Genomic DNA, 14,999 nt, shown 5'->3' on the forward strand with positions numbered 1-14,999 from the left:
TTCCGATCCTGAATCACTTCAAATTTGTAAAATCCCAACATGAATGAGGGGTAAATATTCTGCGATAAGGTGGAGATTTTACTTTGGGATAAGATTTCTGAAATTGTCGGTTTTACAGTACACACAGCTTAAATAGTCCCCGTGCAGCACGATTAGGGTAATATAGAAGGCTCTAAAAAATCATTTCAACTTCATTTTTGACTTATTTTTTCTCTTTTCACCCATTTGGTGGATATTTTAAGCAATTGGGTGCACTTTTTCTGCATTCTACTAACAACTAGGCAATTCCCTACCTGGGAATAGCAATTTAAATGTACCTTGTAATACTTTTTAAAAGTCTGCCCGAAAAAAGAGCACTTCAGGATTTGACAGGCTTTGCAGGGATACGTATTTTTGATAACAACTGAAGAAAGAGAAAGATTGATTATGTGCCTCATCAATAAATACAATTCTATCATTTTAGGTTTGATGTTACTCTTAACATCACTCCATGCATTGGCGGATGAAACCACAAATTTCATTCACATGCAAGCCAAGTTTGAAGGACAACAAACCAATGCAAACAATGTGGTTGAAGATTCGAAAGGTTATCTTTGGATTGAATCCTATTCAGGTTTGATTCGCTACGATGGATATGATTTTGAACCAATCATCAACTCCAAAATATTCTCGCAAAATGCGAATTCACAATCCTTATTTAAGTTGCTAAAGCAAAAAGATGAGAGCATTTGGGCTGTTTCCAGAAAAGGAGATATTTCAAAATTGCTTGAATCAGGTAAATTTCAGGATTACGCAGGTTCAAACATCAAACAAGGAGAGAATTTTCAGGTGCAGTCAGCGCACTTAACCGACACTACTATATGGATGGGCTCTAACAATGGAGCTGTTATTGGTCAATCAATCGTGTCAAAATCCTTCATACAGTTTGACATCGAATCCGAGGAAGATATCACCTCCATCTCGCAAGACAATAGAAACACAATTTGGTTCAGCACAAGCAGAGGGCGAATTTTTAAAGGCAATATCAAAAGCAAAGATCTGGAAGAAATCAAAGGCCCATTTAATAACCCGTTTAGCACAATTATTCTGAGCACCGACAATAACAATAACCTTTGGATAGGAACAGAATTGTCTGGTTTCTTTTTCTACAATACAAAAAACGGTGAGTACATTGACTATCGAGTAAGAAATGAGAAGCTTGACTTCGTACCTTCAAATATGATTATTCGGATTTTTAGAGATAGTCGTGGATTGATTTGGATGGGAACCGATGGCGGTGGTTTGTATAAAATAGATCCGAAAAGCAAGGAGGTGAAAAGATTCAACCATTCGAAAACCAACCGCTTTTCTCTTCAGAGTAAAACCATTATTGGCATAGGGGAAACCAACAACAAAGACATCTGGGTGTTTACCAATTATGGCAATATCAATATCATTCCAAATGAATCGAATACAGTTGGCTACCACAGTGGCAGCCTAGATGGCTCGCCAACAAGAGTTCTCTCCATACTCAAAGCCAAAGATGGAAAGCTCTGGATTGGAACCGATGGCGAAGGCCTAAGCATGCTTAATCGTAAAGGCGAAACCATTCAACAATTTATTGCCAACACAAAATCAGCCAAAGGCATTCCAGGCAACTACATTCAGGCCATAGCCGAAGATCAGAATGGGAATTTATGGATTGGAACTTACCTAAATGGATTGGCTTTTTATAATCAGAAAGAGAATCGTTTTCGCCGGATTAAAACATCAAACAAATATGTACAAAATGGTAGCGATATCCGATCGATTTACATTGATCGAAAAAATAGAATTTGGATTGGCAGCAATATCGGTTTATTCGTATTCAATACAGATGGTAGGCAGTTGGCCTACTTCCAACATAACAACCAGGATTTACAGGGCAGCATAGCCGAATTCTTTCTTGAAGACGAACTCGGTCAATTTTGGATTGGAATGTTTAATGGTGGAATCTGCTTGATGGAAGAAGCCGAAGATTTTCAGAATTCGAGGTTTATTACTTACAAGCTATCATCATCAAACAACATTTCGGAAAGTAGTGTTATTCACGGAACAAGCAATAATGATGGTTATTTGTACCTGGTAAACAGCTATTCGAAATTGGTGAAGTTCGATATAAAAAAGAAAGAAGTAGTGAGCATGTCTGGATTCACAGCTGATCAAATACATGGGTGTGTAGCTGTAATTTCAAGCGATCCAAACAATCTTTGGCTTTCCAAAAACAATGGAATAGCTCATCTGGATTTACAATCGAGAGAGGAATATTTTTACACCTGGAAAAATGGAACAATTAAAGGGAAATTCCTCTCTGGAAGTTCTTACCTTGATAAAAATGGCCTGATTTACTTTGGTGGCATAGAGGGTGTCAATTATTTCAATCCCAACAACATGCAAACTCAGAAAAAGGATCTAAACCTGTATATCAACCATATGGAAATTGTGAATCGGGATGCCGATGAAATTATTCCAGACCAACTCGTAAATGGAATTGAGCAAACCAGGCATTTGAAGCTGAATCACCATCAAACTTCATTCTCTTTTAAATTTGCCGTTGTTAACGATCACCTGGATCCCAATTACACCTACGCGTACCGATTGAAAGGTTTCAACCATAAGTGGATCAGTAGCACAAACAATCGAATTGCAACCTATACCAATATCCCTTACGGTGATTATACTTTTGAAGTAAAGGCCGGAACAAAGCTCAACGATTGGAATATTGATGCAAAATCGATTGAACTAAGCATTTTGCCACCATTTTGGAAAAGATGGTGGGCCTACACCATTTATGCCATCCTGTTTATTGTGATTGGCTTTTTTATTATCAGGTATTACCTGATGTGGGCAAGCTTGAAGAAAAAGCTATTGTTGGAAGAGTTACAAAACGAAAAAAACAAGGAATTGTATGCCATGAAAATGAATTTCTTTGCAAAAATGTCGCACGAAATTCAAACTCCGCTAACGCTCATTTTATCGCCTATCGATAATATGATTGAGCGGGCCGAAGGAAACCTTTTACTTTCGCAGCGTTTGCAGGTGATCAAAAACAATGCCACCCGCCTGTCGCGCATTGCCATGGAACTTATGACTGTTCGGAACAAAGAGATGGGTAAATTGAAAATCCGAGCCAGCGAAAATAATGTGGTAAATCACCTGAACCAGGTAGCCCTTTCCTTTATGGAGCAAGCACGATTTAAGCAAATCGATTTAATCCTGGAAAGTGAATCGAAAAAGATGATGCTTTGGTACGATCGCCAAAAGCTGGAGCATATCATATACAACCTATTGGCAAATGCATTTAAGTTTACGCCACGCGATGGGAGAATTACACTGGCAATAAAAGAGGATATTTCGGCACATAAGATATTAATTACAGTTTCGGATACCGGTATTGGCATTCCGAAATATGACCTTGAAAATATCTTTAATCTGTTTTATCAATCGAAAGATGGAAAGAGTGTGGGAGGAACCGGAATTGGTCTTGCACTCACCAAAGAACTCATCCTGCTGCACAAAGGCGATATTAAAGTAGCATCGGAAATCGACAAGGGAACAAGCTTCTCCATTTCGCTTCCATTGGGCAATAATCATTTTAAACAGGAAGAAATCCTTGTACAGGATATCGTTCAAAATAGAGAACCAGTTACAAAGCCTGATTCTATTGCTGAAAAGGAAATAAAGGAAGAGATTGTAAATGATGCCGATAATTTGAAAAAAACTTTACTGATTGTTGAGGATAATTACGAAATGTTAATGTTTTTGGAAGATAGTTTCAAAGCTCATTACCAGGTGATGACCGCACAAAACGGACAGGAAGCGATTGATAAAATCAAAGATCTAAAACCTGATATTATTCTGAGCGATGTAATGATGCCAATTATGGACGGAATAAGCCTTTGCAAACATCTTAAAGAAAAACGATCGACCCGACATATTCCTATTATTTTGCTAACCACCAAAAACGCTACTGCATCAAAGCTGGAAGGTCTTCAGTTTGGTGCAATCGAATATATAAACAAACCTTTCAATGTAAAGGAGCTTTTACTGAAAGTGAATAACATCCTGGATGCTCAGCAAAAATTAATTGAGCAATACAGGTCGGAAGTACTAACCGAAAGTAAGGAGATTGAGGTAAAATCGCCAGATGAGAAATTCATCGAATCAGTAATTGTTGAAATGGAACGAAATTTCGACAATCCTGATTTTAGACTGGAAGATTTGGCCGAACCATTAAACATGAGCTACTCCAATATTTACCGAAAATTCCAATCCTTAACCGATAAAACCCTGGTTGATTTCATGCGTAATTTCCGTTTAAAAAAGGCCATTCCGCTTTTAACGCATCACAATTTTACCATTTCGGAAATTGCCTACCAGGTTGGTTTTAACGATCCGAAGTATTTCTCGAAATGTTTCAAAAAGGAGTATGGACAAACACCAAAACAATACAAACAGCAAAACGAATCAAGAACCGATAAAACGATTGAAAATTCCCAATGAGTAAGTTAAAGAAATACAAATTCCCATTATTGATTCTGATTGCGTTCCTGTTTGCTTTTCTGTTTACATCTGGCTTAAAAGGCGTTGATAATTACACTTCCAAAGATGAATATTGCATGTCGTGTCATGTTCATACCGAAGCCGATAATTCCTGGAAGTATGCGAGTCATTACAACAACAAAAGTGGCGTAGTTGTGCATTGTGTCGATTGCCATTTGCCTCCTAAAAGTCACAGCAGTTACTGGCCACAGAAATTAAAGGCTGCTTCAAAAGATGTATATTCTTTCTATTTCAAGGATCATTCCGAAATCAATTGGAATGAGAAATCGAAGGCAAAACAGGCCAAAAACTTCACTTACAATGAATCATGTACCAACTGCCATGATAACTTATTTCCCCTACATCTTTCTAAAAAGGGCGATAAGGCCCACCTTTACTACAAAAACAACAAGGAAAAACTGGATTGCATCAACTGTCATTTAGATGTTGGGCATGGCGGAAAGAAAATGCATAAGCCTAATCAAATGTTTATGCGAAAAGTGAAGTCGGATGAGCTATTTACGAGCTCAACAAGAGTATCGAAATTCGAAAATTTCACAGAACAAATCCCAGGAACAGATGTCTCATTTGATCTAATGGCCATTCCAGCTACCGATTCTATCCCCCGTTTTTTTATGGGGAAAATTGAAGTTTCATGGAACGAATACAAAGCCTTTCTGGCCGAAACCGAATCGGAAGGAAGAGTAGAAAAGAACACAGAAGATCTTGATGCCATAAGTGGCGCAACACCTCCTTTCGGAGATCCTTCACAGGCATGGGGCATGGGAAAAAGACCAGCCATTACAATGACCTGGCATGCTGCCAACATCTATTGCAAATGGTTGTCTGAAAAAACGGGAAAAACCTATCGCCTTCCTACACAAAAAGAGTGGATGTATGCCTGCAATGCCAATGGCAAAGAAGATTTTTTCTTTGGTGGTAGTTTAAAAAATTACAAGCAGAAAAACTTTCCGATGAACCTATTCAAGCAAGCAAATGAAAGGATTAATGAATATGTGATCTGGATGGTGAACAGTGAAGAAAAAACCGCTCTTCCCGATCGAGTAAAGGCCAATCCTTTTGGTTTGCTCCACATGCTGGGCAATGTGAAAGAGTTTTGTTCCGATCAAATCACGGTAAATGGAAAAACAGAACATGTTCTTATGGGCGGATCATTCAACAGTGAGTTAAAAGACTTACGATACAACAAAACAGATCACACCCAACACGATGCATGGATGCTAACAGATCCTCAAATTCCGAAAAGCATATGGTGGTATTCCGATTGTACCGATGTTGGATTCAGAGTCGTTTGCGAATTTCCTAAAATCAAGAGTCATGAATAAATCATACGAACAGAGTCGCAGAAAATTTATCCGTAATGCAGCCGCTGCAGGCATTATTGGTGCTGTTAGTTTCAACTCCATTTTTACTTCGTGCAGACAGTCCAATCAAAAAGATTATCGTTTTCCTACCATGCTTCCACAAGCTCCTGACGGACCACTTTTAAAAGCCGGAATTGTAGGTTGTGGTTATCGTGGAACCGGCGCAGCCCTCAACTTTCTAAATGCCGGTCCTAATTTGGAAATTGCTGCTCTGGCCGATGTTTTTCAAGATCGGGTTGAAGCCTGCCGCAAACAGATTCTGGAACAAAAAAATGTTGAGGTTCCTAAAGACAATTGCTTTGTTGGCATTGATTCTTTTGAGAAGTTAATGGAATGCGATCTGGATGTGGTCATCCTGGCTACTCCTCCTCACTTTCGACCACAACATTTCGAAGCATGTGTAAAAGCACAAAAGCATGTTTTCATGGAAAAGCCTGTAGCTGTTGATCCTGTTGGAGTACGTTCGGTAATGGTATCGGCCGAAAAAGCAAAAATGCTTGGTTTATCCGTTGTAACGGGAACCATTAAACGCCATCAGCAAGACTATATCGAAACTTTTAAGCAGGTAAATCGGGGTGCTATTGGCGAGATTGTTTCGGCTAACAGTTACTACAATGTAGGCAAATTATGGCATCGAAACCCACGTGCCGACTGGTCTGAATTGGAAAACATGATTCGCAACTGGGTGAATTGGTGCTGGCTATCGGGCGATCATATTGTGGAGCAACACGTTCACAACCTGGATACCATCAACTGGTTTGTTGGCAAACATCCCGTGAAAGCTTTGGGCTTTGGTGCACGCCATCAAAGGGTCTCAGGTGATCAATACGACATGTTTAGTGTCGATTTTGTGTACGATAACGACATTCATTACCACAGCATGTGCCGTCAAATTAACGAGTGCTCAAACTCCGTTTCCGATCGAATACAGGGAACAGAAGGTTTCACCAATTGCGAAAACAGCATTTATGAATTGGATGGTTCATTAAAATGGTCATTCGATTACCCAAAGAAAGGAAGTGGTAAGAACATCAGCCGATTGGCCACGAACCCATTCGATCAGGAACACATCGATTTGGTAACAGCAATTCGAACCAGAAAACCTGTTAACGAAGCCTTCCAGATTGCAGAATCGAGCATGACTGGAATTATGGGAAGAGTTTCGGCATACACAGGCAAAGAAGTGAGCTGGGATGAGATGATAAATTCGGATTTGTATTTGGGACCAAAAACTTATGATATCGGCCCTGTTGACATCTCCAAAGAGATAGCCAAACCCGGAAAAGCTCCTGTGCAAAAATAAATGAGCCCGGTTCATAAAAAAGAAAAAGGGTCTACACCAGACCCTTAATCAAAGAAAACCAATTAATTATGCTATTAAAACCAAAATCCCGGGACACCACTCCCAATTTTTGGGAAACCATTATAAAATGATTTCGCTATTATCTTTACAAGCAGCAGGCCAAAAAATTCTTTTTACTGATTATCTGTCACTTACATAATTTTAGCTTTCAATCAATTGTTTAAAAGTGTACGATAGCATCACAATGCTTGTTCGCATTCGAACATAAAAAAGAGGATTCGTTCAAATCCTCTCATTTTAATACAATCTCTATGAAGTGATCTCTAATAAGTCTGATCTCCCGAGCTACTTTTTCCGTGAATCCATATTTCACCATTTTTAATGTAGAGTCGCTTATCGCCTCGTTTGTTGAAGGCGCGTAAATTACCCGATGAAGCAACCAGGTCAAAACTTAATTGCTCAGGATCGTTTCTCAACTCCATATCTACATTCCCCGAAGTGGTATTGAAATAACTTTCGCCAAGCAGTACGATATTATTTCCCTGGATATCGCCCGATGATGTGGTAAGATGAAGATATACCTTAGAGTTATCGATTTCTGTACTGCCCGAACTGGATACATTTTTCAATCGTCCAACAAGATTGTCAATTTCTACATCACCCGAAGTTGTTCTCGAAGCAACATCACCTTTGATATAGCTCAATTCCAAATCGCCTGATGAAGCTTGCGTAGTCACATTCCCAACGATTTCCTTAATTTCCTGGTCGCCTGAGGTTGACACCAATTCAAGATTACCGGTAAGATTCTTTACCGAAATCTCGCCAGAAGAAGTATTTATTCTAAGATCACCTTTCATATTCTGAGCACTAACATCACCCGAACTTGCGCTTAAAGAGGTATATTTTGCCACTAGTTTCTCACAATACAGATCGCCAGAAGAATTTTTTACTTTCACCTGCAAATCAGAAGGAACCTTAAATTGTAATTTGGATTCAATTCTTCCGCTAAATGAGAATGGTGAATCAATCCAAACACTCAAAACATCTCCATCCACATCATATTTAATCTCAAAATTCTTGCTTTTAAAGGATGATCCTTTGATAACTCCATCGAACTTTACATTGCTTCTATCGGAGCCAATAATTTCGACATCGCAAAAAGAACCTTTTACTTCAAGTTTGTTGATGCCACTAAATTCTTTGTGAACTTCCGCGAAAATGGTCTGCGAATATGAACTCATTGAGCAAATCACAAACAAACTGCTCAATACGATTTGGATAAATCTCTTTTTTGTTTTCATTTCTAGTATGATTTTATGGAATGAATGAGTAAATTCAAGAATATAATATAGGACGCTTGTTGAATAAGTTTAGTTACACATTGCACCTACCAGATATAAATAGATAATCGCTATTTAGAATCTTTTTAAATTAATTAGTATATTTGCCGACTCAAAATGTAATATATGAATTCAAATACAGATCAACAAAACAAACTTCACACTACCAACATCCTCGAAAACAATGAAATATCACCAGGAGTGTATGTGTTGAAATTCAAAAAAATAAAGGAATTTAAAGCCGGACAATATGTAGGTTTAACAACTGATTTAAGTGTTACACCCAGACTGTACACCATAGCTAGTGGCGTTCATGATGACGAAGTCCAAATTCTTTACAATTTAAAGGATGATGGGTGGCTTACGCCAAGATTGAGTGAAATTAAACCAGGAACTGAACTGTTTGTTAGCGATCCCGATGGAGACTTTATTGATGATAAATCGCCTGCCTGGTGGATTGCATCAGGTACAGGAATTGCCCCTTTTGCCTCTATGTTCCGATCGGGATTAAAGGAAAACAAAATGCTGATTCATGGTGGCAGACATACACATTCTTTCTATTTCGAAAATGAATTTTCGCCTGAACTGGGTGAAAATTATATCCGCTGTTGCTCACAAGAATCTGGAGATGGTTTGTATAGTGGAAGATTAACCCGATATTTGCAGGAAATTTCGGTGTTGCCAAAAAATTGCAGGTTCTTTTTATGTGGTAGCCCTGAAATGGTTGTCGAGGTGCGCGATTTGTTAATCAACCGTGGTGTTGAATACAATAGAATTGTGGCTGAGATTTACTTTTAATTCGAATAATACTGAAAGATGGGGAAAGAGATTCTATTGGGAAAAAGTCTTGATGAATTAACGCAAGTAGTTAAGGACATAGGATTGCCGAAGTTTACCGCCAAACAGATTGCTGATTGGCTGTACAAAAAAGATGTGAACGAAATTGATGAGATGACAAATCTTTCTTTAAAAGCACGAACTGCTTTAAAGGAAAAATTCGATTTCGGAACAACTGCAACTACCAAAGTGCAAGAATCGGTTGATGGCACAAAGAAATATCTTTACCCAACCAATCACGACAATAAATTTATCGAAGCTGCCTATATTCCTGATAATGACAGAAACACTTTATGTGTTTCATCACAGGTAGGTTGTAAAATGGGATGTTTGTTTTGCATGACCGGAAAACAAGGATTCCAGGGACAATTGTCAAGCGGTGAAATTATCAATCAGATTCGAAGTTTGCCTGAAAGAGAAAAGCTGACCAATATTGTATATATGGGCATGGGCGAGCCCCTTGATAATGTTCCGGAAGTTCTGAAATCACTGGAAATTCTTACTTCAGATTATGGAATGGCAATGAGCCCAAGAAGAATTACAGTTTCCACCATTGGAATTATTCCTGGAATGGTTGAATTTCTGGATCAGAGCGAATGTCATTTGGCCGTTAGTTTGCACACCCCATTCGACGATGAAAGAAAGAAGTTAATGCCAGTTCAAAATGTGTATCCGATTAAGGATGTTTTGAAAATTATTAAAGATTTTGATTTTGGACGACAGCGTAGAGTTTCATTCGAATACATCATGTTCAAAGGCATTAACGATACAGCGAAACATGTAAAGGAACTTTGCAGAATTCTGGATGGAATCAAATGCAGAATCAATTTAATTCGCTTCCATCCTATCCCTAATACACCTTTGGATGGATCAGATGATCAGACCATTGAATTCTTCAAAGATCAGCTTAATAAAAAGGGAATTACAACAACCATTCGCCGATCGAGAGGATTAGATATTTTTGCAGCTTGTGGTCTACTATCCACAAAGGAGTTGCTAAAACAACAAGAGGAAAAAGATTATTAAGCTTAAAGCTGATACAAACAAAAAATCCTGCCAATTGGCAGGATTTTTTTATATCATAAACTTCAGTTTATTTTTCACTTGATGTTCTCACCAAAAGATCGGCGTGAACTACTACTTCCTTCACATCCTTAGCTCCTGGCTTGTCTTCCAACTGATCGAACAACAACTTCGCAGCTTCGCGACCAACTTGTTTCGGGTTTTGATCCATGGTTGACATTGATGGTTCCATATAACGAGAACGGCGGCTGTTTGAAAAACCAACTACTGCAACTTCTTCAGGAATCTTAAGCCCCAACTCTTTTGCAGCTGCAATGGCTCCAATGGCCAATTCATCATTAATGGCAAAGAAAGCATCCGGACGATTTGAACGTTTAAGTAATTCCAATGAAGCATTCTTGGCATCTTCAACTGTAAAATCACATCTCGAAATCAAGGTTTCATCAATGGTCATATCCTTGTCTTTCAAAGCCTTTTTATAACCTCTCATACGGTTTCTACCAAAAAGCATGTATTCAGGACCCGTTAAGAAAGCAATTCTTTTGGCACCACCATCGATCAAATGACTTACTGCAGAATGAGCTGCTGCAGCATCATCTGCCACAACTTTTGAAACCTCTAACTCTTTCGATGTTCTATCGAAAAGAACCATAGGTACGCCCATGTCTTTAATTTTCTGAATATGATCGTAGGTATTAGTCGCACGCGATAAAGAAAGAATAATTCCATCCATTCTCATGTTCAGGAATCCATTCACGTTCTTTTCTTCTTTCTCCATTTTTTCGTTCGAAGAACTCACAAAAACCTGGTATCCGAATTCATCAGCAACCTGCTCTATCCCTTTTACAACCGATGCATAAAATGAGCTCACAATTTGTGGTACTACAACCCCGATTGTATTCGACTTCTGAGTTTTCAACGCTACTGCCAATGGATTTGGCTGGTATTTAAGCTCTTTTGCTAACTTCTGAACAGCCTCTCTTGTTTGCAGGCTAATTTCAGGGTTATTTTTTAGGGCACGAGATACGGTTGAAACAGAAATATTCAATTTTTCTGCAATGTCCTTAATGGTTACAGGTCGGTTTGCCATAGTACAAAATTTAATCTTATTTCAGTAAATCAGATAAGCGATCATTAATATAATGACTTTTATCAGTTTATCCAACAACATACAAAGATAGTATAATTTAAATAGGACATGTGATTGCCAGCTTACTTTTTCACCCAAATGACATAAGTATTTTTACTCATTCTGAAATTATAATGATCGATTAACTTAACCAATCGACAATCAGCCTCCAAAAGCACGATTAAATGTGACTCTTAGAAGGTATTTATATTAGACCTTCAGGAATAGACTAATTATTATGATATTTATATCCTAAAAACAATAATGCCTACCAGTTGACACTAGTAGGCATTATTTTAAATACTGAATTTGATCTTTAATTACAAATGTGATGATTTGATCACCATCAATTTTTCACGTGTCATTTCGTGCATCGAATATGGAATTCCTCCCACTCCAATTCCAGACTCATCTCTTCCGCCAAATGGCATCCAATCTACTCTAAAAGCAGTATGATCATTCACCATTACCGTTGCTGCATTGAATTGATTCACTGCATTCAATGCTTTATCGATATTGCTTGTAAATACTGCCGATTGAAATGCCAGTGGTAAAGAATTTGACAAATCGATAGCTTCCTGCATTTCCTTATAAGTATACACGCAAATTACCGGGCCAAACACCTCATGCTGAGAAACTTTTGAACTCTGACAGGCATTGAGCAAAACAGTTGGCTCATAACATGTGTCAGATATTTTATGACCTCCCCACAACAATTTGGCACCGTCAGCAACAGCTTCCTTCACCCATTCGTCTACACGATCTACTTCGTAGGTTTCGATCAAAGGACCCACTTCGGTTTGAGGATCCAAAGGGTCTCCAACTTTCAAACTCTTGGCAATCTCTACCAATTTACTACAGAATTCATCAGCTATAGCTTCCTGAACATACACCCTTTGAACCGATACACAAACCTGACCTGCATGATAGAATCCTCCTTTTGCCAGGGAAGGAATGCAATCCTCCAAATTGGCATCAGCTTCAACAATTACAGGTGCCGATCCGCCATGTTCCAATGCGCATCTTGTTCCCGGAGCCAGTTTCGAACGCAAACTCCAACCAACAGCGGCAGAGCCAATAAAGGAAAGGTAATTCACTCTTGAATCCTTCACCAGGTTTTCAGCATTTGTACGGTCGCATATTACTACCTCAGCCCAATCGGCAGGCAATCCGGCTTCCTTCATCATTTTCACCAACTCTATGGCCGACATTGGCGTAGTAGTAGCTGGTTTAATCAGTACAGGACATCCCACTGCAAAAGCTGGAATAATCTGATGTACTGCCAGGTTAAGCGGATGGTTAAAGGCGCTAATACTCAAAACAACACCTATTGGCTCTCGCATAGTGAATCCCCAACGATGAACCGATGCAGCGGTTGTTCCCATTGGAATTTGTTCCCCTTTCATCTGACCAATGTGCTCAATGGCCAATTGAACTCCATTGATTGCACGTAATACCTCTACTTTACTATCCTGGTATGGTTTTCCACCTTCGGCAGCAGCTATTTTGGTCAATTCCTCAACCCGAGTTTGCATGATAGCCTTTGTTTTTTCAAGAATTTCAATTCTTTCAAATGGCTTTAACCATCGCGATTTATCCTGAAAAAGTGCATATGCATTTGCTATTTTCTCTTCTACCTGCTGACTGTTCAACAAAGGAATTTCCTGAATCAAACTCCCATCAAAGGGCGATTTTACTTGTATTGTATTCATCGTGATATTAGTGTGTGTTATTTTGTTTACAAAATACATGTTTTGGCATAAAGTTCTTCATTTAATACTTTATGATTTTCGGAATAATCAACAGGAACATCAATTAAGTGCACCCCTTTTGATTGCAAACATTCATTTAAAATTTTACTGAAATCTTCAGATTTTTCTACTCTGTGCCCCTTTGCACCGTAGCTTTCTGCATATTTTACGAAATCTGGATTAGCATAATCCAAACCAAAATTTTCAAATTTTTGAGCTGCTTGTTTCCATTTAATCATGCCATAAGCGCTATCATTTAAAATAACTATTACCACATGCAAACCAAGTCGCACAGCAGTTTCCAATTCCTGCGAGTTCATCATGAAACCGCCATCGCCACAAACCGATACAACAGCTCGTTCGGGATACACCATTTTTGCCGCCATTGCCGATGGAAACCCTGCTCCCATGGTAGCCAAAGCATTATCGAGAAGTAAAGTATTGGCATGGTAGGCCGGAAAATTTCGCGCAAACCAGATTTTGTAAACACCATTATCCAATGTTAGAATCCCATCATCGGGCAAGGCTTTTCTTACTTCGCTAACTAAATATTGAGGTAAAATCGGAAATTGAGCACTTTCCGAATTGCTTTTAATGTGCTGGTCCACCTCTATTTTAATCCTGCAGAAGTAATCGAAATCCCAATGATTTTGCACCGTAATCATGCGGGTCAGCTCCTTTATCGAAAAGGCAATATCACCAACTACATTTAATTGTGGAAAATAGACATCGTCAACCTGGGCAGCAAAAAAATTGACGTGGATTACTTTTTTCCCTCCCTGTTCCATAAAAAATGGTGGTTTCTCAATTACATCATGACCAACATTAACAATCAAATCTGCTCTTTCCAGTGCACAATGCAGATAATCATGATCCGACAAAGCAGCAGTTCCCAAATACAAAGAATGACGCTCATCAACCACACCTTTCCCCATTTGAGTGTTGAAGAAGTAGATTCCCGTTTTCTCGATAAAATCGCGCAAAGCTTTTGAGGTTCTTTTTCGATTGGCTCCTGCCCCAATCAAAAGCAGCGGACGCTTTGCATTTTGAATCATATCCACAGCCATTTCCAATGATTTTACTTCCGGATTTGCCCTTCGAATAGGATTGGTTTCAAACAAACTGGCATCAATCTCTTCTGCTGCAATATCCTCTGGTAATTCTAAATGAACCGCTCCAGGTCTCTCTTCTACTGCAATTCGAAATGCCTCACGTACCATTGCCGGGATATTGTTTCCATTTACAATCTGCCTGGTATATTTTGTGATGGGCCTCATCATATCCACTACATCCAGAATCTGGAATCGTCCCTGCTTGCTCTTTTTAATTGGTTTCTGCCCGGTGATCATCATCATCGGCATTGCCCCCAGTTGTGCATAAGCCGATGCCGTTACAAAATTGGTTGCTCCAGGCCCTAAAGTTGCCAGGCAAACACCAGGTTTTCCGGTGAGTCTGCCATAAGTGGCAGCCATAAAACCTGCCGCCTGTTCATGCCTTGTAAGAATCAATTTTATTTTGGAATCTTTTAAAGAATCCAGAATATCCAAATTCTCCTCTCCAGGTATACCAAAAATGTATTCAACTCCCTCATTTTCCAACGCTTTTACAAATAAATCTGATGCCTTCATTTTCCACTTATTTACGATATCGAATTAAGATATCAGGTAAAAC

The 14,999-nt window shown here is 38.9% G+C and carries 9 protein-coding genes; 5 read left to right on the top strand and 4 right to left on the bottom strand.

Annotation, left to right across the window (positions count from 1 at the left end; translation table 11 throughout):
* The first annotated feature begins 525 nt into the window (after positions 1-525).
* Genes ELS83_RS08010 through ELS83_RS08020 form a run of 3 tightly spaced genes read left to right on the top strand, consistent with a single transcriptional unit; the run spans position 526 to position 7,248 of the window.
* Positions 526-4,521 carry a hybrid sensor histidine kinase/response regulator transcription factor gene (locus tag ELS83_RS08010; protein ID WP_171595020.1) on the top strand — a complete coding sequence of 1,332 codons (3,996 nt, stop codon included), beginning with the start codon at positions 526-528 and terminating at the stop codon, positions 4,519-4,521.
* Complete coding sequence (locus ELS83_RS08015; RefSeq protein WP_171595021.1) at positions 4,518-5,906, top strand: NapC/NirT family cytochrome c; 1,389 nt, start codon at positions 4,518-4,520, stop codon at positions 5,904-5,906. The genes ELS83_RS08010 and ELS83_RS08015 overlap by 4 nt, the downstream gene beginning before the upstream one ends.
* Positions 5,899-7,248 carry a Gfo/Idh/MocA family protein gene (locus ELS83_RS08020; protein ID WP_171595022.1) on the top strand — a complete coding sequence of 450 codons (1,350 nt, stop codon included), beginning with the start codon at positions 5,899-5,901 and terminating at the stop codon, positions 7,246-7,248. Before ELS83_RS08015 ends, ELS83_RS08020 begins: the two co-directional genes overlap by 8 nt.
* A gap of 323 nt (positions 7,249-7,571) precedes the next feature.
* Here ELS83_RS08020 and ELS83_RS08025 read toward each other — a convergent pair whose 3' ends face one another.
* A complete protein-coding gene (locus ELS83_RS08025; RefSeq protein ID WP_171595023.1) occupies positions 7,572-8,549 on the bottom strand; it encodes a DUF4097 family beta strand repeat-containing protein in 978 nt (325 codons plus the stop codon).
* Positions 8,550-8,714: 165 nt separating this feature from the next.
* On the opposite strand from ELS83_RS08025, the gene ELS83_RS08030 reads away from it, so the two are divergent.
* Positions 8,715-9,386 carry a ferredoxin--NADP reductase gene (locus ELS83_RS08030; protein ID WP_171595024.1) on the top strand — a complete coding sequence of 224 codons (672 nt, stop codon included), beginning with the start codon at positions 8,715-8,717 and terminating at the stop codon, positions 9,384-9,386.
* A gap of 18 nt (positions 9,387-9,404) precedes the next feature.
* Complete coding sequence (gene rlmN, locus ELS83_RS08035) at positions 9,405-10,451, top strand: dual-specificity RNA methyltransferase RlmN (RefSeq protein ID WP_171595025.1); 1,047 nt, start codon at positions 9,405-9,407, stop codon at positions 10,449-10,451.
* Between the two features lie 67 nt (positions 10,452-10,518).
* On the opposite strand, the gene ELS83_RS08040 is transcribed toward rlmN, so the two are convergent.
* The 3 genes from ELS83_RS08040 to ELS83_RS08050 all read right to left on the bottom strand — a co-directional run bounded on the left by ELS83_RS08040 (position 10,519) and on the right by ELS83_RS08050 (position 14,956).
* Positions 10,519-11,538: a LacI family DNA-binding transcriptional regulator gene (locus tag ELS83_RS08040; protein ID WP_171595026.1), complete on the bottom strand. Its 1,020-nt coding sequence runs from the start codon at positions 11,536-11,538 to the stop codon at positions 10,519-10,521.
* 359 nt (positions 11,539-11,897) lie between these two features.
* Positions 11,898-13,289 carry an aldehyde dehydrogenase family protein gene (locus ELS83_RS08045; protein ID WP_171595027.1) on the bottom strand — a complete coding sequence of 464 codons (1,392 nt, stop codon included), beginning with the start codon at positions 13,287-13,289 and terminating at the stop codon, positions 11,898-11,900.
* A gap of 26 nt (positions 13,290-13,315) precedes the next feature.
* Positions 13,316-14,956, bottom strand: a complete 1,641-nt coding sequence (locus tag ELS83_RS08050; protein ID WP_171595028.1) for an acetolactate synthase large subunit — start codon at positions 14,954-14,956, stop codon at positions 13,316-13,318.
* Positions 14,957-14,999 lie beyond the last annotated feature (43 nt).

The organism is Marinifilum caeruleilacunae, assembly GCF_013141825.1.
Taxonomy (GTDB): domain Bacteria; phylum Bacteroidota; class Bacteroidia; order Bacteroidales; family Marinifilaceae; genus Marinifilum; species Marinifilum caeruleilacunae.

What these genes read in the sequence shown, in the direction of transcription:
- ELS83_RS08010 (WP_171595020.1), top strand. Translation starts at nt 526, where the DNA reads ATGCAAGCCAAGTTTGAAGGACAACAAACCAATGCAAACAATGTGGTT.
- ELS83_RS08015 (WP_171595021.1), top strand. Translation starts at nt 4,518, where the DNA reads ATGAGTAAGTTAAAGAAATACAAATTCCCATTATTGATTCTGATTGCG.
- ELS83_RS08020 (WP_171595022.1), top strand. Translation starts at nt 5,899, where the DNA reads ATGAATAAATCATACGAACAGAGTCGCAGAAAATTTATCCGTAATGCA.
- ELS83_RS08025 (WP_171595023.1), bottom strand. Translation starts at nt 8,549, where the DNA reads ATGAAAACAAAAAAGAGATTTATCCAAATCGTATTGAGCAGTTTGTTT.
- ELS83_RS08030 (WP_171595024.1), top strand. Translation starts at nt 8,715, where the DNA reads ATGAATTCAAATACAGATCAACAAAACAAACTTCACACTACCAACATC.
- rlmN (WP_171595025.1), top strand. Translation starts at nt 9,405, where the DNA reads ATGGGGAAAGAGATTCTATTGGGAAAAAGTCTTGATGAATTAACGCAA.
- ELS83_RS08040 (WP_171595026.1), bottom strand. Translation starts at nt 11,538, where the DNA reads ATGGCAAACCGACCTGTAACCATTAAGGACATTGCAGAAAAATTGAAT.
- ELS83_RS08045 (WP_171595027.1), bottom strand. Translation starts at nt 13,289, where the DNA reads ATGAATACAATACAAGTAAAATCGCCCTTTGATGGGAGTTTGATTCAG.
- ELS83_RS08050 (WP_171595028.1), bottom strand. Translation starts at nt 14,956, where the DNA reads ATGAAGGCATCAGATTTATTTGTAAAAGCGTTGGAAAATGAGGGAGTT.